The 18,298-nt window shown below is 64.4% G+C and carries 16 protein-coding genes; 7 read left to right on the top strand and 9 right to left on the bottom strand.

Annotated elements, in window-relative coordinates; all coding sequences use genetic code 11:
- Positions 1-48: 48 nt before the first annotated feature.
- From XH85_RS27065 to XH85_RS27060, 3 genes are all read right to left on the bottom strand, one after another.
- A complete protein-coding gene (locus XH85_RS27065) occupies positions 49-1,908 on the bottom strand; it encodes an ABC-F family ATP-binding cassette domain-containing protein (RefSeq protein WP_128934246.1) in 1,860 nt (619 codons plus the stop codon).
- A gap of 110 nt (positions 1,909-2,018) precedes the next feature.
- Entirely contained in the window at positions 2,019-2,192 is a 174-nt protein-coding gene (locus XH85_RS45405) for a hypothetical protein (RefSeq protein ID WP_164939730.1), read from the bottom strand.
- A gap of 221 nt (positions 2,193-2,413) precedes the next feature.
- Positions 2,414-2,671: a sulfur globule protein precursor gene (locus tag XH85_RS27060; protein ID WP_091893003.1), complete on the bottom strand. Its 258-nt coding sequence runs from the start codon at positions 2,669-2,671 to the stop codon at positions 2,414-2,416.
- Between the two features lie 311 nt (positions 2,672-2,982).
- Here XH85_RS27060 and ndk point away from each other — a divergent pair, with 311 nt between their 5' ends.
- From ndk to XH85_RS27040, 4 genes are all read left to right on the top strand, one after another.
- On the top strand, positions 2,983-3,405 hold the full coding sequence (gene ndk / locus XH85_RS27055; RefSeq protein WP_128934245.1) for a nucleoside-diphosphate kinase: 423 nt from the start codon (positions 2,983-2,985) through the stop codon (positions 3,403-3,405).
- A 44-nt stretch (positions 3,406-3,449) separates the two neighbouring features.
- Positions 3,450-4,310 carry a TerC family protein gene (locus XH85_RS27050; RefSeq protein ID WP_091892872.1) on the top strand — a complete coding sequence of 287 codons (861 nt, stop codon included), beginning with the start codon at positions 3,450-3,452 and terminating at the stop codon, positions 4,308-4,310.
- A 424-nt stretch (positions 4,311-4,734) separates the two neighbouring features.
- On the top strand, positions 4,735-7,008 hold the full coding sequence (locus tag XH85_RS27045) for a TonB-dependent receptor (RefSeq protein WP_420837853.1): 2,274 nt from the start codon (positions 4,735-4,737) through the stop codon (positions 7,006-7,008).
- 210 nt (positions 7,009-7,218) lie between these two features.
- Positions 7,219-8,313, top strand: a complete 1,095-nt coding sequence (locus XH85_RS27040; protein ID WP_245473799.1) for a PepSY-associated TM helix domain-containing protein — start codon at positions 7,219-7,221, stop codon at positions 8,311-8,313.
- Here XH85_RS27040 and ppx read toward each other — a convergent pair.
- The 4 genes from ppx to XH85_RS27020 all read right to left on the bottom strand — a co-directional run bounded on the left by ppx (position 8,282) and on the right by XH85_RS27020 (position 13,451).
- Positions 8,282-9,784 carry an exopolyphosphatase gene (gene ppx / locus XH85_RS27035; RefSeq protein WP_128934243.1) on the bottom strand — a complete coding sequence of 501 codons (1,503 nt, stop codon included), beginning with the start codon at positions 9,782-9,784 and terminating at the stop codon, positions 8,282-8,284. The two genes, XH85_RS27040 and ppx, sit on opposite strands and share 32 nt — an antisense overlap.
- Before the next feature lie 15 nt (positions 9,785-9,799).
- The gene (locus XH85_RS27030; RefSeq protein ID WP_164939732.1) at positions 9,800-11,992 is read right to left on the bottom strand and encodes an RNA degradosome polyphosphate kinase; all 2,193 of its coding nucleotides are present in this window, start codon (positions 11,990-11,992) and stop codon (positions 9,800-9,802) included.
- A gap of 145 nt (positions 11,993-12,137) precedes the next feature.
- A complete protein-coding gene (locus tag XH85_RS27025) occupies positions 12,138-12,815 on the bottom strand; it encodes a P-loop NTPase family protein (RefSeq protein ID WP_128934242.1) in 678 nt (225 codons plus the stop codon).
- 93 nt (positions 12,816-12,908) lie between these two features.
- Positions 12,909-13,451 carry a CDP-alcohol phosphatidyltransferase family protein gene (locus tag XH85_RS27020; RefSeq protein WP_128934241.1) on the bottom strand — a complete coding sequence of 181 codons (543 nt, stop codon included), beginning with the start codon at positions 13,449-13,451 and terminating at the stop codon, positions 12,909-12,911.
- Between the two features lie 154 nt (positions 13,452-13,605).
- Between XH85_RS27020 and purM the strand changes: the two genes are divergently transcribed.
- Both purM and purN read left to right on the top strand, forming a co-directional pair.
- Positions 13,606-14,679 carry a phosphoribosylformylglycinamidine cyclo-ligase gene (gene purM, locus XH85_RS27015; RefSeq protein WP_128934240.1) on the top strand — a complete coding sequence of 358 codons (1,074 nt, stop codon included), beginning with the start codon at positions 13,606-13,608 and terminating at the stop codon, positions 14,677-14,679.
- On the top strand, positions 14,679-15,332 hold the full coding sequence (gene purN, locus XH85_RS27010) for a phosphoribosylglycinamide formyltransferase (RefSeq protein WP_164939733.1): 654 nt from the start codon (positions 14,679-14,681) through the stop codon (positions 15,330-15,332). The genes purM and purN overlap by 1 nt, the downstream gene beginning before the upstream one ends.
- A gap of 88 nt (positions 15,333-15,420) precedes the next feature.
- On the opposite strand, the gene XH85_RS27005 is transcribed toward purN, so the two are convergent.
- A complete protein-coding gene (locus tag XH85_RS27005; RefSeq protein WP_008551638.1) occupies positions 15,421-15,627 on the bottom strand; it encodes a cold-shock protein in 207 nt (68 codons plus the stop codon).
- Between the two features lie 380 nt (positions 15,628-16,007).
- Between XH85_RS27005 and XH85_RS26995 the strand changes: the two genes are divergently transcribed.
- Entirely contained in the window at positions 16,008-17,186 is a 1,179-nt protein-coding gene (locus XH85_RS26995) for an autotransporter outer membrane beta-barrel domain-containing protein (RefSeq protein WP_164940439.1), read from the top strand.
- Between the two features lie 8 nt (positions 17,187-17,194).
- Here the strand turns inward: XH85_RS26995 and XH85_RS26990 are convergent, their stop codons facing one another.
- Positions 17,195-18,235, bottom strand: a complete 1,041-nt coding sequence (locus tag XH85_RS26990) for a LysR family transcriptional regulator (protein WP_128934237.1) — start codon at positions 18,233-18,235, stop codon at positions 17,195-17,197.
- Between the last annotated feature and the right edge of the window lie 63 nt (positions 18,236-18,298).

Genomic DNA, 18,298 nt, shown 5'->3' with positions numbered 1-18,298 from the left:
CATGGGGTTGTTTTGCAGGTTTTGATGCAGCCAATCGCGTCGGGAGGGTCAACCCGCCGCCTCGTCGAACTGCGTGCTCGCCTCCAGCCATTGCTCTTCCGCACGCGCCAGCGCATCGGCGGCATTGGCGCGCGCCTTTGACAGTTGCGCGGCCTGCTTGGGATCGCGGGTGAAGATGTCGGGCAGGGCGAGGGCCGTGTCGATCTTGGTGATGATCTCGCTGACGCGGGCGATCTCGGCTTCGGCTTCCGCGATGCGCTTCTTCAGCGAGCCGCGATTGTCCGACTTCGGGCGCTGCGGCTTTTCGTTTGCGGGACTGCGCTCGCGTGGGGCTTCGGCGTTGCGCGCGGACAGCACCAGGCGGCGGTACTCGTCGAGGTCGCCGTCGTAATTGGTCACGGTGCGGTCGGCGACGATCCAGAGCCGTTCGGCGCAGGCCTCGATCAGGTAGCGGTCATGCGAGACCATGATCACCGCGCCGGGAAATTCGTTGATCGCCTCGGCAAGCGCGGCGCGGCTGTCGATGTCGAGATGGTTGGTCGGCTCGTCCAAAATGATCATGTTGGGGCCGAAGAAGGTCGCAAGGCCCAACAGCAGCCTAGCCTTCTCGCCGCCCGACAGTTTTCCGGCTTTGGTATCGGCGGCCTTGCCGGAGAAACCGATCGCTCCGGCGCGGGCCCGCACCTTGGCTTCGGGCGCATCGCCCATCAGCTTGCGCACGTGATCGTAGGCGGACGCGTCCTCGTTCAGCTCGTCGAGCTGGTGCTGGGCGAAATAGGCGATCGACAGCTTGTCCGCGCGGGTCACCTTGCCGGAGAACGACGCGAGGCGTCCGGCCAGCAGCTTGACCAGCGTCGACTTGCCGTTGCCGTTGGCGCCGAGTAGCGCGATGCGGTCGTCATTGTCGATGCGCAGGGTGACGCGGTTCAGCACAGGCGTTGCCGGATCGTAGCCGACCGAAGCGTTGTCGACGGCGATGATCGGCGGCGACAGGATTTTTTCCGGTGCCGGAAAGCTGATCTCGCGCACGTCCTCGGTGACCAGCGCGGTGATCGGCTTCAGCCGCTCCAGCATCTTGACGCGGGATTGCGCCTGGCGCGCCTTGGAGGCCTTGGCCTTGAAGCGATCGACGAAGGCCTGCAGCCGCGCGCGTTCGGCCTCCTGGCGCTTGACCTGCTTGGCATCGAGCAATTCGCGCGCGGCGCGCTGCTCCTCGAAGGAGGAATAGGTGCCCTTGTAGAGCGTGAGCTTGCCGCGCTCCAGATGCAGGATCTGGTCGACCGAGCTTTCCAGGAGGTCGCGGTCGTGGCTGATCACGATCACCGTGCGCGGATAATGCGCGAGGTGATCCTCCAGCCACAGCGTGCCTTCGAGATCGAGATAGTTGGTGGGCTCGTCGAGCAGCAACAGGTCGGGAGCTGCGAACAGCGTCGCGGCGAGCGCGACGCGCATGCGCCAGCCGCCGGAGAATTCGGCACAGGGGCGGAGCTGATCGGCGGCGGAGAAGCCGAGGCCGGAGAGGATCGCGGCCGCACGGCTCGGCGCCGAATGCGCGTCGATGTCGACGAGGCGGGTCTGGATCTCGGCGATCCGGTGCGGATCGGTCGCGTGCTCGGCCTCGGCGAGCAGCGCCTCGCGTTCGAGGTCGGCCTTGAGCACGACGGAGATCAGGCTTTCGGGGCCGTTCGGGGCCTCTTGCGCGAGACTGCCGACGCGCCAGCGCGGCGGCAGCGTCACCGAACCGTGCTCGGCCGCGAGCTCGCCGCGGATCACCTTGAACAGGGTCGACTTGCCGGTGCCGTTGCGTCCGACCAGACCAACGCGCGAGCCGGGCGTGATCTGCACGGAACTCTGGTCAATCAGAAGGCGTCCGGCGAGGCGGATGGAGAGATCGGTGATGGACAGCATGCGGCCTTGTCACCGCAAGGCGCGACGAACGCAACCCGTTTTTCCGTGGTTATCGCTTGAGCATGATCCTGTCGGAAAACCGCTGCACACTTTTCGGGCTCATGCGCCGGTCAGTGCGATTCGCGCTCGCGCTGCTTCAATTCGTTGAGCAGCTGCTCGAGGTGCGTCGGGAGGTGAGGATCGGGGCGCAGATTCTGCTGAAGCCGTTCGCCCACGGCATCGCAAATCGAGCGGCTGGTGCGCCGGTCGATCTGTACGCTGTCATTGGCAAAAGGCCCAGCCATCGCGAGGTTCCATGCTCTTAAAGTAAAGACACGGTACCAAGTCATTGCCCACAAAATGGTTTCGCAACTCGCGGGGAATGTCTGAAATTCTCGTCAAAGTTGTATGAATCGCCCCATGTCCGCCCAAACAGAGGCCCCGGCGGGGGGAACGCCGGGGCCTCTCCTGAAGGGGGCCTTGGGGGGCATAGGACCCCTTTTGTCAGGAAGGTGCTTTGTCGGGCTCAGTAGCAGCGGTTGATCAGCCGCCAGCGGGGTCCCCAGGGGGTCGGGACCAGCCGGCGCACGTAGCAGCCGCCATAACCATAGGAGACGGGGCCGCCGACATAGAAGCGCGGTCCGCCCCAGCCGTGGTGCCAGCCGCCGCCGTGCCAGCCTCCGCCGTGCCAGCCGCCATGCCAGTGAGCGGAGGCGGAGGTCGGCGCCAGCGCGGCACCGAGCGCAACCGCGGCAACGGCGGCAAGCGAAAGTTTCCTCAACATGGTGATCTCCTCAAAACTGCCGGCGCGGGCCTGTCGCGTCGATGGAAAGGCCGCCGAAACGGTCTGCCTCACAATCAGGCTTGGGTTTCGATGGGCCTGACCTTACGCCCGCGAAGCTGAACCGAACCCTGACGGGGGTTTCAGGATCGGTTCATCTGGGTGAAATCGTTGTAATCAGCTGAAATCGCGGGTTACGACGCCTGCGGCGAAGCGCCCATGCGGCCGCCTCGGCGGTCGCTTGCCGTCCGGCAAAGGCGCCGATATAAGCCCCGCAACTCCGAACCACCGCATTCCTTCCAAGGACAAGACTTATGGCCATCGAACGCACTTTCTCGATCATCAAGCCCGACGCGACCGAGCGTAACCTGACCGGCGCGGTCAACGCCGTGATCGAGAAGGCGGGCCTGCGCATCGTCGCGCAGAAGCGCATCCGCATGACCAAGGACCAAGCCGAGACCTTCTATGCCGTCCACAAGGCGCGGCCGTTCTTCGGCGAGCTCGTCGACTTCATGACCTCGGGTCCGGTCGTGGTGCAGGTGCTGGAAGGCGAGGGCGCGATCGCCAAGTACCGCGAGGTGATGGGTGCGACCGATCCGGCCAAGGCTGCCGAGGGCACCGTCCGCAAGCTCTACGCCAAATCGATCGGCGAGAATTCGGTGCACGGCTCGGATGCGCCGGAGACGGCTGTAATCGAGATCGCGCAGTTCTTCTCGGGCAACGAGATCGTCGGCTGATCCATCAGCCGATAAGTTAGGACGACGGGGCGAAAGGACGTATTGTGAACTGGCTCTGGCAGATCTTCGATCCCGCGACGATCGGGGCGTTCTTCACCCAGTTTCGCAACGAGATGGCTGAACCGACCTTCTGGATCGCGGTTGGCAAGATCATCTGGATCAACATCCTGCTCTCCGGCGACAACGCGCTGGTGATTGCGCTCGCCTGCCGCGGCCTCAAGCCGCGGCACCGGCTGTGGGGCATGATCTTCGGCGCGGGCGCCGCAGTGATACTGCGGATCATCTTCACCGGCATCGTCGCGAGCCTGATGGGGCTGCCCTACCTCAAGCTCGTCGGCGGTCTCGCGCTGATCGTGATCGCGGCAAAACTGCTGGTGCCCGAAAACGAGGACGAGGACGACGTCGAGTCCGCCTCGCATCTGTTGCAGGCTGTCCAGATCGTCGTGGTCGCCGACATCGTCATGAGCCTGGACAACGTCATTGCGGTGGCTGCTGCCGCCAATGGCAGCGTACCGCTGTTGATCCTTGGCCTCGCCATCAGCGTGCCGCTGATCGTCGCTGGTGCCGCGCTGATCATGGCGCTGCTCGCAAAGCTGCCGGTCCTGGTCTGGGCCGGCGCGGCGCTGCTCGGCTGGATCGCGGGCGAGGTGATTGCGACCGATCCCGGCGTCGCACCGAAGCTGCACATGCTGTTCGACGGCCCGCTCGGCGCCTCGCTGGACAGCGTGCTCGGCGCACTTCGCATCCCGCCGCAGTTCGCCCATGGCGGCGGAGGCGGCGAATATTTCTGCGCCGCGCTCGGCGTCGTTGTCGTGCTGGTCGTCGGCACCATCTGGCGCCGGCGCAGCCTGAGCGCGGCCGCGCTCGAATCCTCCGAGGGGCACGCCAAGGCCTCGGCAAAGTAACTTCGACGCTCTGATCGGTCTTGCTTTTCCCTCCAGCGATGAGAGGCGAGCACGTCACTGATGTGCTCGCAGCGTTGGCCGCGGTACGCGAGCGATCACCGGCCATGGGCTTAGCGCAAGAGCCGAAATCTCCCATCATCGCATTCCTACAACCGCGCGCATTGTGTTCGCTTACGCTGCGCGGTAGTACGCAGCGCGCTTGGGCGTTGCGTGCGGTGACTCATCCTTCGCAGCCGACGCGCGATCTAGAGCTTATCTTATTATAAACTATTGAAAATAAAGGGGGCTTTCGTTGACTTAACGAAGGTTCCCACGGCACGTCCCTCCGACGTTCATGTTCATGAAATCGGAAGCTGGTGCGATGCCGTCGAGAGTGATTTGCCGTCCTGTTGCTGTTCTTGCGGCTAGCATCAAAACATTTCTGATGTGCTCCAGCCCGAGAGCCTTCGCGGTCTCCGTGGTCTCCATCGCCTTGTTCAGCGACGGCATTCTGCACGGCACCGACGCGCAAAGCGCTGTGCCGGAGACGGAGCGGGGCAGCACGTTGCCGGCGGTGACCGTCACCGCAGATGCGCCGAAGCCGCGCGCACGTCCACGCTCCAATCCAGGCCGAAGGGCTGGCCGTAGCGCGCCTGCGAACGAGCGGGCCAAGTTGCAAGCGGAAGCAACCCCCACGGCTGCGAGGCCGGGCGCACTTCCGCCGTCCTACGCGGGCGGGCAAGTCGCCCGCGGCGGCCAGGTCGGCTTGCTGGGCAACAAGGATTTCATGGATACGCCGTTCAACATCACGAGCTACACGGCGAAGAAGATTGAAGATCAACAGGCCACCACGGTCGCCGACGTCGTCAGCAACGACCCTTCGGTCCGTTTTACCGGTCAGACCGGTGGCATTCTCGACTCCTTCTTCATCCGCGGCTTTCCGATCGGGGAGGGGAATGTCGGAGAAATTGCCTTCAACGGCGTCTATGGCGTTGCACCGAACTATCGCGTGTTCACCGATTACGTCGAGCGCATCGAAATCATCAAAGGCCCGACGGCGCTGCTTTACGGCATGGCGCCAAACAGCAGCGTCGGGGGCACCATCAACATCGTTCCAAAGCGTGCTGGGGATATCGATCTCACGCGGGTCACGACCGACTACGCGACAAATACCCAGCTCGGCACGCATCTCGACGTAAGCCGCCGGTTCGGCGAGAACCGCGAATTCGGCATTCGCGTCAACGGCAGCTATCACAATGGCGATACACCGCTGGACAACCAGACCCGGGAGGCGCATGTCGGCGCCGCGGCGTTCGACTATCGCGGCGAGAAGTTCAGAGCTTCGCTCGACTTCATCGATCAGGAGGAAAAGTTCGACGCGCCCACGAGGCCGTTTCTGGTCGCAACAGGCGTCGCGGTTCCGACAGCGCCGGTCGGGCGGCGCAATGTCACGCAGTCTTGGGAATGGGCCAAAGTTCACGACAACTCGCTGCTGGGGCGCGCCGAATACGATGTGACGGACTCCGTGACGGTGTTCGCCGACGGCGGTGGCGGCAGGACCCAGGTCGATCGTCTGTTTGGGACGCCGACGATCCTGAACGCGGCAGGCAACACCACTTCGGCGCCGGGGCATTTCAAATTTGATATCGACAGGAACGTGGCCGATGCCGGTGTGCGTGCCCGGCTCGAAACAGCCGCGATCAGTCACGCCGTGACCTTCCAGGGCAGCTACTACACGGATCAGATCTCGCGCGGCTCTGTGTCCGGGACGCCGGTGTTGTCCAACATCTATGCGCCGATCGCTCGTCCCGAGCAGCTCGTTCCGGCTCCCGCGACTGTACCGAAGCTGTCGGATACCGAGCTGACCGGCCTTGCGCTGGCCGACACCATGTCGATTTTCCAGGAGCGCCTTCAGCTGACCGTGGGCGTCAGGCAACAGGGCGTCAAGTCGAACAACTACAACACCAGCACGGGCGCCGTTACGTCCGCCTACGACCAGACGGCGCTCACGCCGATGGTCGGCGTGGTCGTCAGGCCCTGGAGCAACGTTTCGCTGTACGCCAACTACATCGAAGGGCTCAGCAAAGGCGACATCGCACCGGCGAAGACGAGCAATGAAGGAGAAGTCCTTGCGCCGTATTTCAGCAAGCAGAAGGAAGCAGGCGTCAAGATCGATTTCGGCATGCTCGCGACCACGATCAGCCTGTTCGAGATCACCAAGCCGTCGGCACAGCTGGGGGCCGACAACGTCTTTCGGGCCGACGCCGAACAGCGCAATCGCGGCGTGGAATTCACCGTGTTCGGAGAAGTGCAGCCGGGCATTCGCGTGCTTGGCGGCGTGACGTTGATCGACGCGGAGCTGACAAAGACGAGCACGTTAGCCAATCTCGGCAAGACGCCGATCGGTGTGCCTCAGGTGCAAGCCAATCTGTCCGCCGAATGGGACACGCCGTTCGCACCCGGACTGACGCTGGTCGCAAACACCATCTATACCGGGCACCAATATCTGGATGGGGCAAACACGCAAGTTATTCCGGCCTGGACCAGGCTCGATCTAGGTGCGCGCTATACCACGCGCATCAACAACCGACCCGTCACGCTCCGGGCCCTGGTCCAGAACGTGTTCGAGACCAATTACTGGGCTGGCGTGGCGAGCTTCTCCGCGTTGGCGCAAGGCACGCCGCGAACCCTGCTATTGTCGATGTCGACGGATTTTTGAACCGGGTCTGTTTTGATGCGCGCAACGACGATGCGCGTTCCGAACATCACCGAGGTCAGACGCGGAGCCATGATCAGGCGCAGACGACGGGTGCTCTGAATGGACGAAAGAATCAGGGCGCCAAGACAAGACGGCTCCGCGCCCGCCCGTTTCCGAATGCTGCCCGGACGCATGCGGTACGCGCTGCTGTGGACTCACCGATGGCTCGGATTGATCGGCGGCCTCGTCGTGGTGCTGATAGGCCTCACCGGAAGCTTTATTGCCTTCTACCGGGAGATCGATGTTGCGCTGAATCCAGCGTTCTATGCTCCCGCTAGTCCGGAGCAAAAGGTCACTTTATCGGAAGTGATGCGCGCCGCCGCGGCGGCGGATCCAGCGCCGATTGCCACGATCCTGGCGCCGGATCGGACCTGGCCGGTCTGGATCGTGATACATACGCACGAAACCGCGCCTGGCCGCTACCCGAACCGTTGGACGACCATGGTCGATCCTTCGAATGGGAAGGTGCTCGGGCGGCGTGACTACGTCAACGCGTTCGCCCTCAAGGTCTATCGTCTCCACTACACGCTGCTGCTCTATGAGTGGTGGGGCAAGGAGCTCGTTGGCACGGCCGGGTTCATGCTGCTCGGTTTGGCCATATCGGGCCTCGTCCTGTGGTGGCCGAGGCCGGGTCTTTTCTGGCGATCGGTCTCGGTGCGCAAGAATGTCTCGCTGCTTCGATTTGTTCTGGACATTCATAGTGCGGCCGGCTTTTGGGCGCTGCTTGTGCTCTTGGTGATCTCAATCACCGGCGTTGGCATCGTTTTCCCCGACATGATGCGCCCCATCGTTGGTCTTCTGTCGCAAACGACGCCTGATCGCTCGCCACGGGTCGAAATGCCGCCTTCGGCAGAGACGCAGTTGCTCCCAGCCGATGCGATCGCGCGACTAGCGCAGGCGGCCAAGCCCGGCGTTGCAATCGCTATGTTCAATCCGCCGACCGCAACGCGCAACACCTGGCGCGTGCAGTTCCGTCCAGACGGTGCTGATCCCGCCGTGCGGGCATGGGGGGCGATCTGGCTCGATCCATGGAGCGGCGCAGTCGTGCACGACCGCAGTCCGGTCGCCATGTCGATGGGGGACCGCTATCTGGCCGAACAGCTCTGGCTTCACAACGGCGCGGCGTTCGGACTCGCAGGACGCCTGTTGGTCTTCGCCGCCGGATTCGCGCCTCTCGCCCTGTTCGTCAGCGGCCTGATCATGTGGCTCAAAAGACGTCCCGGAGGGGTGAGGGTCACCGCCGCACGATCGAGCCGGCGCGGTTGATCAGGCGGGCGAGTTGGCGGAAGCGGCTGCCGACGCGGTCGGCGACGAGATCGACGAGGCGGTGCTCGAACACCAGCATCAGCTTGCGGCCTTGATTGCGGAAATGCGTGGCGGGCAGCACACCCGGCCGCGCCGCCGAGATCAGGTGCGCGACGCGGAACGCTGCTCCCAAGAGGCGTGCACGTTCGAGCTGCGCCGGCGTCAGCAGGCTCTGCATGGTGGCCGGCGGCTGGTTTTCCTCGCTCAGGCCCGCGTAGCGATAGAACACCGACAGGCCGACGAAGGCGCGCTCGGTATGAGTGATTGCGCCGAAATTGCCGTTGACGACGAGGCTCAGCGTCTGCTCGCCACGATGATCAGGATGCACGCGCCAGCCGATGTCGGAGAGCAAGCACGCGGTGTGGCGCAGGCGGCGGTCCGCTTCGGTCTCGCGCAGCTTCACGACACGGGCGAGGCGGTCGGTCCAGGCGATCAGCTCGCGGGCGTGCTTCGCCGAACGCGACAGCAGCTGGTTTAGCTCCTCCGCGGCGCAGATCAGCCCGTCCTCGTTGCGTTCGGAATCCGGCAGCTTCTCGTGTAGCAGGCCCTCGCGCACGCCGAAGGTCGAGAACACGATGGTTTTCGGCTTCGCCACCCGAATGATGTGCTCGAGCACCAGTGCCGCATAGGTGAGGAGCGGGCGGCGTGCATCAGCGACGATCTCGATGTCGGCAAGCATGTCGGCGGCCGCAAGCCGGCGCAGGCGCCGCGAGAAGTCGAGCGCCTCGGCCGCCGGAATCGAATAGCCGTGCATCACCTGGAGCGGATAGCCGCTCTGGATGATGTGGATGCGCGCGAGCGCGCGCCAGGTGCCGCCGACCGCGTAGAAGGTGCGGCCGCTGCCCGCGGAAAGCTGCGGCACCTCGTCGAGCGCATCGCGCACGATGCGGTCGGCGCGCTTGAGCGATTTGTGCGCGAGGTCCTGGAGCGCGAGGCCACCGAGCGGCAGCGTCACGCCGCTGCGCACGCTGTTTCCGCGCACGTCGATCAGCTCGAGCGAGCCGCCGCCGAGATCGCCGACGATGCCGTCGGGATGATGGATGCCGGAGATCACGCCGAGCGCCGACAGCCGCGCTTCGCGCTGGCCCGACAGGATCTCGATCTTCACGGCGCAGATGCGCTCGGCCTTCGCGATGAAGTCGGGGCCGTTGGAGGCGTCGCGGCAGGCGGCGGTCGCAATCGCGAACACGCGCCCGACCTGCATCACGCGGCACAGCGCGCGAAAACGCTTGAGGGAGGTCAGCGCCTTGTCGACGGCGTCGGGCGCGAGCAGGCCCGTGCTCTGCACCTCGCGTCCGAGGCCGCACAGCGTCTTCTCGTTGAAGATTGGAATGAGGCTGCGCGCCAGCGCCTCGTAGACGACGAGGCGGACCGAGTTGGAACCGATGTCGATGACCGCGACGCTCGCGCCGCGCTTGCGCGGCTGCTTCACGTCGAGAATCCGGGATCAGGATTGGTGACGTTCGTTCCGGCGCGTGAGACGGCGCGGCGAGGATTCTTTGAGCGACTTTCCACGGCCAGACAGACTCGGATTTGTCATGAAGTAGTTGTGGACGTTGAAAGGCTCCTCGCCCTTCGCGGCCTTCATACGCGTTGAGGACCCGTCCGGCAACAATTGCCAACTCTGCTCATTGTCCTTCAGATTCGCGACCATGATCTGTTCGAGAACCTGCTGATGCACCGTGGGATTTTGCAGCGGACACAGCACCTCGACGCGGCGGTCGAGGTTGCGCGGCATCATATCGGCCGAGGAGATATACACAGCCGCTTTCGCACTCGGCAGGCCTTGGCCCATGCCGAAGCAGTAGATTCGGCCGTGTTCCAGGAAGCGTCCGATGATCGACTTGACGCGGATGTTCTCCGACAGGCCGGGAATTCCGGGCCTGAGGCAGCAGATGCCGCGCACCACCAACTCGACCTGGACGCCGGCCTGCGAGGCCTCGTAGAGCGCGTCGATGATGTCGGGGTCGACAAGCGCATTCATCTTCATCCAGACCGCGCCGTGCCGGCCGTGCCGTGCATGCGCGGTCTCGCCCTGGATGTGCTCGATGATGCGCTTGCGCAAGGTCAATGGCGACACCGCCATCTTCTCCAGATCGCTCGGCGCGGCATAGCCAGTGATGAAATTGAACACGCGCGCCGCGTCTCGGCCGATGGTCGGATCCGAGGTGAAGTAGGAGAGGTCGGTGTAGATGCGCGCGGTCACCGAGTGATAGTTGCCGGTGCCGGTATGGACGTAGGTCGTGAGGCTGCCGCCCTCGCGGCGCACCACCATCGAGAGCTTTGCATGCGTCTTCAGTTCGAGGAAGCCGTAGACGACTTGCACGCCGGCGCGTTCGAGGTCGCGTGCCCAGCGGATGTTGGCCTCTTCGTCGAATCGCGCCTTCAGCTCGATCAGCGCGGTGACCGACTTGCCGGCCTCGGCGGCCTCGGCCAGTGCACGCACGATCGGTGAGTTCTGCGAGGTGCGGTAGAGCGTCTGCTTGATCGCGACAACATCTGGGTCGCGCGCGGCCTGCTGCAGGAACTGCACCACCACGTCGAAGGATTCGTAGGGGTGATGGACGATGAGGTCCTTCTGCCGGATCGCAGCGAAGATGTCGCCGGCATGCTCGCGCACCCGCTCGGGATGGCGCGGCACGTAAGGGGTGAATTCGAGGTCGGGACGGTCGATGCGGGTGAGCTGCGAAAGCTCGTTCATGGCGAGCACGCCGTCGACCAGGAACACCTCGTCATCGGCGGCCGACAATGCGTGCTGCACGAAGCTCCGCAATTCCTCGGGCATTTTGGCGTCGATCTCGAGCCGGATCACCGAGCCGCGGCGGCGACGCTTCAGCGCGGTCTCGAACAGGCGGACCAAGTCTTCCGCCTCTTCCTCGATTTCGAGCTCGGAGTCGCGGATGATTCGGAAGGCGCCCTGGCCGTGCAAATTGTATCCGGGGAAGAGGCGGTTGATGAACAGGGCGGTCGCCTGTTCCAGCGAAATCAGCCGGACGGCCTTGCCCTCGGCTGGTAGGCGGATGAAGCGATCGATCTTGCCGGGCATGCGGATCAGCGCGTTCATCTGCTTGCCGTCGGCGGCGCGCGTGAGCTGGAGCGCGATGGTGAAGCCGAGGCTTGGAATGAACGGGAAGGGGTGGGCCGGATCGATTGCGAGCGGCGTCAGCAGCGGGAACACGTTGTTGAGGAAGTAGTCCTCGATCCAGGTCCGCTCCGCCTTGGTGACGTCCTTGCCCTCAACCAGCACGATGCCGACATCGGCGAGCGTGCCGCGCAGGTCGCGCCAGATCGCCTGCTGGTCGGAGGCAAGCTCGGAGACGGTGCGGTTGATCAGCGCGAGCTGCTCCGACGGCGTCAGGCCATCGGGGGCGCGCTCGGCAATGCCCTCGCGCACCTGGGCCTTGATGCCGGCCACGCGGACCATGAAGAACTCGTCGAGGTTATTCGCTGAAATCGACAGGAATCGCACCCGCTCCAGCATGGGGTGGCTGGGATTGACCGATTCCTCCAAGACGCGGCGATTGAAATGCAGCCAGGACAGCTCGCGGTTGATGAATCGCTCGGGGCTGGAAGCGATCGCCGGCAGGCCCTCGGTTTCCGGAGCTTTTTCTTTGATTTCAAGGGCTTGCGCAGAGTCCATGAGAAGTCGATCCATCCAGTTCACCCCAATTTGCGACTTACGCGCAAAACCGGCGGGAGCATGTGTTAGAGCGATGACGTTTCGATGACATTGATGTTCCGCCGCTCCGCCGCGTCAAGCGGCCTCGGAGGCGAGCGGGGTCCGGTCAGACATCCCGAAGCAGCTCGGCGGCCAGCGCCCGGGTGACGGGACGCCCAAGCCGCAGGGCCTCGCTGTCGAGCAATTCCACAGCCCGCCGGGCGGCGGCCGAGGACCGCTCCAGGCGGGTGGCGAGGTAGCTGACCACGCTCTCATCCACCGTGAGCTGGCGGTCGGCGCAGAATTTGACGATCAGGCCACGGAAAAGCTGGTCGTCGGGCGGCAGCAGCGCGACCACCGGCACGGCGCGCAGGCGCGAGCGCAGGTCGCGAAGCTCGATCTCGAGCGATGCCGGGACCTCGCGTCCGGTGAAGAGGACGTAGGCGCCATCCTCACGGGCGAGGTTCATCAGGTGGAAGAGGGCACGCTCGTCAAATTCTTTCGCCTTGACATCCTCGACCACTAGCACCCCGGTGGCGAGCGCGCCCGGGACCGCTGCGGCGGTCAGGGCATTGGCCGTGGTCGAGCGGGCGCCAGCCTCCTCGGCCCAGATCGCGGCGAGGTGGCTCTTGCCGCTGCCTTCGGGGCCGGCCAGCCACATGATCCGGTTCGGCCATTCCGGCCAGGCGTCGATCAGGCCGAGGCCGGCCACGTTGGCGGGGCCCTCGAGGAAATTGTCCCGACTGAGGCTTTCCGCATGCGGAAGCGAAAACGCCAATTGTCGGGGATGAACGCGGCCTGCCACGCTTGCCTTGCTCCATGCCGGCGCGCCGGCCTCGTTGGAAAAGATTCGACTTGATCGAGCGGGAGTTGGCCTTTTGCGGGGCCGCATCCCAACTCATTTGGCCTCGATCGTGCTCATGTGCCGCAGCCACTCGACGAGATAGAGCGACACGGACGAGAGCGTGAAGACCGTGACGAGGCCCATCAGGATCATATCATAGGGGGCCGGCTTGAAGCCGAAGGCAAGCGCGGCCAGCACCAATGCCGCGAACGCCACTTGGGCCACAGTGTTGAGCTTGGACACCTTCGAGGGCTTCATCTCGACCGGCCGGTCGAACAGCCAGGATACGATCACGGCGGCGACGATCATGATGTCGCGCGAGACCACGAGGATGACGATCCAGCGCGGAATCGCCCCCCAGATGCCGAGCGCCATGTAGATCGAGACCAGCAGCGCCTTGTCGGCGAGCGGATCGAGCAGGGCGCCGAGCTCGCTCGTCATGTTGAAGCGCTTGGCCAGGAAGCCGTCGACGGCGTCGCTGATACCGGCGATCAGGAAGACCGCGAACGCCACCTCCATTTGGCTCGACACGATGGCCCAGACGATGATCGGGACCAGCATGATGCGGCCCAGAGTAATGATGTTCGGAATACTCACGCGGCGCTTCCCGGCACCCGGATTGACCTCAGATCCGGCCCCCTCGGAGGCTGAACCGGTTGATATCTACATAGTATAGGGCGGGGCGCCATGCGAGCCATTGCGCGTCCCCGGAATTCGACGTAACCAGCCGCAAACCCACTGGAAATCGGGCATGACCGACCGCAAAAACGGCCTCACTTACGCCGATTCAGGCGTCAATATCGACGCCGGCAACCGCCTCGTCGACCTGATCAAGCCGATGGTGCGCGCCACCGCACGGCCGGGCGCCGACGCCGAGATCGGCGGTTTCGGCGGCCTGTTCGACCTCAAGGCGGCCGGTTTCAAGGACCCCGTGCTGGTTGCCGCGACCGACGGCGTCGGCACCAAGGTCAAGATCGCGATCGAGACCGGCCTGCATGGCGGCATCGGCATCGACCTCGTCGCCATGAGCGTTAACGACCTCGTGGTCCAGGGCGCCGAGCCACTGTTCTTCCTGGACTATTTTGCCTGCGGCAAGCTCGATCCCGAGGCTACCGCCGCGATCGTCGCCGGCGTTGCGGAGGGCTGCCGCGAATCCGGCTGCGCCCTGATCGGCGGCGAAACGGCCGAGATGCCCGGCCTCTACAAGGACGGCGACTACGATCTCGGCGGCTTTGCCGTCGGCGCCGCCGAGCGCGGCACGCTGCTGCCGCGCAAGGACATCGCGGCGGGCGACGCCGTGATCGGGCTCGCCTCGTCGGGCGTGCACTCCAACGGCTTCTCGCTGGTGCGCAAGATCGTGGAACAATCCGGTCTCGGCTTCGAGGCGCAAGCGCCTTTCGCGCCGGTGATGACGCTGGGCGGCGCGCTGCTGACGCCGACGCGGCTCTACGTCAAATCCTGCCTGCGCGCGATCCGCGAGACTGGCGCGGTGAAGGGGCTCGCCCACATCACCGGCGGCGGTTTCACCGACAACATTCCGCGGGTGCTGCCGAAGCACCTCGGCGTCGGCATCGACCTTGCACAGCTGCCGGTGCTGCCGGTGTTCAAATGGCTGGCCGCGCAGGCCGGCATCGCCGAGCTGGAAATGCTGCGCACCTTCAATTGCGGCATCGGCATGATCGCGATCATCGAGCCTGACCAAGTCGACAAGGTGGTCAAGGTCTTGACCGATGCCGGCGAGACCGTGGCGCAGCTCGGCACCGTGATCCCGGCCGAAGGCGAGCATCGCGTCGTCTATAACGGCCACCTCGACCTGGCGCTGTGATGAAGCGCCGCGTCGCCATCCTGATCTCTGGCCGCGGCTCCAACATGGCTGCGCTGATCAAGGCAGCGGCTGCCGCGGATTTTCCGGCAGAGATTTCGCTGGTCATCTCGAACAAGGCCGATGCACTCGGGCTCGAACGGGCCAGGGCGAGCGGCGTGACAACTGAGGTGATCGAGAGCAAGCCGTTCGGCAAGGACCGCGCAGGTTTCGAGAAGGTGCTGCAGGCCGCGCTGGACCGGCACGGCATCGAGCTGATTTGTCTGGGCGGCTTCATGCGCCTGTTCACGGCGGAGTTCACCAAGGCCTGGTACGGACGGATGCTCAACATCCATCCCTCGCTGCTGCCGTCCTTTCCGGGCCTCGACCCGCACGGCCAGGCCTTGCGTGCCGGCGTCAAGCTGTCCGGTGCGACGGTGCACTTCGTGATCCCTGAGACCGATGCCGGCCCGATCGTGATGCAAGGCGCCGTGCCCGTCAGCGACAACGATACGTCGGACACGCTCTCGGAGCGCATCCTCGAAGTCGAGCACCGCATCTATCCCGAGGCGCTGCGGCTGCTCGCGGCCGGCAAGGTCCGGATCGAGGGCGAGGTGTGCAGGACGGCGGGCAGCGGGCCGTCGGAGAATTTTTTGGTTTCGCCGGTGGTGAGCTGAAGCGACGTTGCTTTTGACTTCCCAAACAAAATCCCCCGGCAGAGCCGGGGGCAACGTCATGATCTCTCGCGCGTAGCTTTGAGAGAAATCAGGAGACCTTGAGGTTCTCCGCGGATGATTTGCCGCGGTTCTCCACGAGGTCGTATTCAACCACCTGGTTCTCGTTGAGGGTCGAGAGTCCGGCGCGCTCGACGGCGGAGATGTGGACGAACACGTCCTTGTCGCCGCCGTTCGGCTTGATGAACCCATAGCCCTTGGTCGGGTTGAACCATTTGACGGTGCCCTTTTGCGGCATCGCTAGTCTCCTCCACTAGATAGAAAAAAGACGCGGCCGCTTTTTCGCGTGCCACGCCACAAACGGGCTTCCGGAAGTCTGTTCGAGTCTTGAGTCTTAATGTCGCGAAACGCACAGCCGAGCGGCCAATTCCGATTGTGGCTAATATTGCAACATGAAAAGCGCGCGTTAGCAAGCAGGGCGCGAATTTCAAGATCGCACCGGACGCGCCCAAGTGCAATTTTCGACCTGTGGCCGGGGAACCACAATCAGGAGCAATCCCCCCCGTCGGGAGGCGTCAGCTGGTTGACCCTCCGTAACAGTTCGGCGCAAATCACCTCATGCGTGCGCCGCTCCTGTTGCATTTTTGCGCGCCGCCATTTGCTTTGGGATTTGTCGTCATGCGCTGCACCGCGCAGCCACCAGGGACACGGCAGACGATCGGGCTGAACCGCGTCCGCCGCGTCGCGGCAGCGGTCGCGACGACCTTTGCCCTTATGACGTTTGCGCTCATCGTGACGCTGTCGGCGGCGACGCCCGTCCTCGCGCAAAGTCCGACGCCGACGCCCACGCCGACCCCGACACCCACGCCGTCTCCGACCCCGGTCCCGATGCCGACCTCGACCAACTACGACCAGTCGGCCGGCAACAGCACGCTCAATCTCGGCTCAGGTTTCCTGGAGCGCCTCGGCAACCAAGCATCGAGCGGCATCAACCGGGCATCCCGGACCAATCCCGGCGGCGGCGGCGCATCGGCGAGCACCGAAGATCCGCGCTACCGCACCTGGTTCGAGGGCTATGGCATCTCGGTCCGCACCGATGCGCAAGGAGACTTCCTCGGCGACAAGCGCAAGACCTTTGGCGGTGTCGCCGGCATCGGCGCGCGGCTCGCACCCGGCGTCAATATCGGCTTTTCGGTCGACCAGAGCCACACCGACATCGACGTGCCGCTGGCGCTCCAGTCGGCGACACTCGACCTGACCCAGGTCGGCCTCAACGGCTCCATCGACAAGGGGCCCTGGACTTGGGCCTTTGCGGTGGTGCACGGATTCGGCAAGGTCCGTTCCAGCCGCGACACCGGCTTCGGCGTTGCGAACGCGGGCTATCGCGCCGCGGTCGACGGTGCGCTGACCGAGATCAGCTATTACTGGACCAAGGACCAGATGCGCATCGTGCCCAAGGGCGCGCTGGAATATGTGCGCGCCACCAGCGCGGCGTTCCAGGAGGCCGGCGGCCTTGATCCGCTCAACGTCGGCGCGACGGCGCTGTCGCGCGCGCGCGTCATGATCGGGGCCGAGATCGGTCGCTACTTCATCATCGACCAGAAAATCCTCGACCTGTCCGCCTACGGCAAGTTCGTCGACAATTTCCACCAGGACCTCGGATCGGTCCAGGTCAGCCTGGGGACCCAGAGCATCGTCGTCCCCGGCATCGGCGAGAGCCGCTACGGCATGGATGCCGGCGCCTCGGCCTCGCTCAGCCTGACCAGCGTCGCGCGGCTCTACGTCAATTACGACGGCAAGTTCCGCAACGAGCTCACCTCGCACCAGGGCACAGTCGGCTTCGAATACAAATGGTGAGCTGAAACTTACGCCGGCGTTGCCGCGGCATAGCCCGTCAGCCCAAAACCCTCGCGCGCGGCCGTCATCATCGGCACCAGCGCGTTCGGATGGATGAACTCGTCGCGGAAGCAGGGATAGGTCTTGGGATCGAAGATCTTCCTCAGCCAGTCGACCACGATCTTGTGCCGCTCGGAGGTGCGGAACTCCTTGTGATAGGTGAGCCAGAGATCGGCGTGGTGGCTGACGCCAAGATCGACGGCAACGAGCGGCGCACCGAGCGCGATCGACACCGTCGGCAGGAAGCCGATGCCGGCGCCGCGCTCGACGGCATAGAGCACGCCGACCGAGGAGTTGGTCTTGATCCCGACGACGCCTTCCAGCGACTTCAGCCCGAGCACGCGGGCGTAGGCGCCATCATCGACCTGCGGCGCGCTCTGCTTGATGATGCGGTGGTTCTTGAGGTCGGCGAGCGTTGCCGGCACGCCGTAGAGGTCCTCGTACTCCTTGGAGACGAACGGATAGATGTGCAGCCGGCCCAGCTTGGCGACGATCAGATCCGGATTGGTCGGTGGCTCGAGCTGGATCGCGATGTCGGATTCAAGCCGCGCGACGTCGGCCTGCTCCATCGCGCAGCGCAGATCGACCGTGATCCTGCGATAGGTCTTCTGGAAATCGATCAACCGCGGCAGGACCCAGAAATTGCCGGGTCCTTCCGTCACCGCGACGCGCACGGTGCCAGCGGTGTCGTTCGACGAACGCGCGGCGCGACGGAAGACGTTGAAGGCGTGACGCTCCATATGCGCGACGTCGGCGATCATCGCGGCGCCTTCGTCGCTGAGCGTGAGTCCGCTCTGGTCGCGCAGGAACAGCTTGCAGCCGATGCTCTCTTCGAGCCGGTCGATCCGGCGCATCAAGGTGGTGGACGTGAGGCCGAGCTCTTCGGCCGCGTTGCGAAAACTTTTATATTTTGCGCACGCTAAAAACAGCTTCAAATCGTCCCAGGACGCACCCAGGACTTCTTCACGGTGCTGCATCATCGCAGCACCCCGGTGCAATAACTGCTGCATACTCTTGGTCCCCAACCGCTAAGCTCGTCCTCATAGCGGGGTACGAAAGTCGCAAACGATAGA

The organism is Bradyrhizobium zhanjiangense (genome assembly GCF_004114935.1).
Classification (GTDB): domain Bacteria; phylum Pseudomonadota; class Alphaproteobacteria; order Rhizobiales; family Xanthobacteraceae; genus Bradyrhizobium; species Bradyrhizobium zhanjiangense.
This window is presented reverse-complemented; position numbering and strand designations above follow the sequence as displayed.

What these genes read in the sequence shown, in the direction of transcription:
- XH85_RS27005 (WP_008551638.1), bottom strand. Translation starts at nt 15,627, where the DNA reads ATGCCGCAAAAGGGCACCGTCAAATGGTTCAACCCGACCAAGGGCTAT.
- XH85_RS27030 (WP_164939732.1), bottom strand. Translation starts at nt 11,992, where the DNA reads ATGGACTCTGCGCAAGCCCTTGAAATCAAAGAAAAAGCTCCGGAAACC.
- XH85_RS26990 (WP_128934237.1), bottom strand. Translation starts at nt 18,235, where the DNA reads ATGCAGCAGTTATTGCACCGGGGTGCTGCGATGATGCAGCACCGTGAA.
- XH85_RS26995 (WP_164940439.1), top strand. Translation starts at nt 16,008, where the DNA reads ATGCGCTGCACCGCGCAGCCACCAGGGACACGGCAGACGATCGGGCTG.
- ndk (WP_128934245.1), top strand. Translation starts at nt 2,983, where the DNA reads ATGGCCATCGAACGCACTTTCTCGATCATCAAGCCCGACGCGACCGAG.
- purM (WP_128934240.1), top strand. Translation starts at nt 13,606, where the DNA reads ATGACCGACCGCAAAAACGGCCTCACTTACGCCGATTCAGGCGTCAAT.
- XH85_RS27045 (WP_420837853.1), top strand. Translation starts at nt 4,735, where the DNA reads ATGTGCTCCAGCCCGAGAGCCTTCGCGGTCTCCGTGGTCTCCATCGCC.
- XH85_RS45405 (WP_164939730.1), bottom strand. Translation starts at nt 2,192, where the DNA reads ATGGCTGGGCCTTTTGCCAATGACAGCGTACAGATCGACCGGCGCACC.
- purN (WP_164939733.1), top strand. Translation starts at nt 14,679, where the DNA reads ATGAAGCGCCGCGTCGCCATCCTGATCTCTGGCCGCGGCTCCAACATG.
- XH85_RS27060 (WP_091893003.1), bottom strand. Translation starts at nt 2,671, where the DNA reads ATGTTGAGGAAACTTTCGCTTGCCGCCGTTGCCGCGGTTGCGCTCGGT.
- XH85_RS27065 (WP_128934246.1), bottom strand. Translation starts at nt 1,908, where the DNA reads ATGCTGTCCATCACCGATCTCTCCATCCGCCTCGCCGGACGCCTTCTG.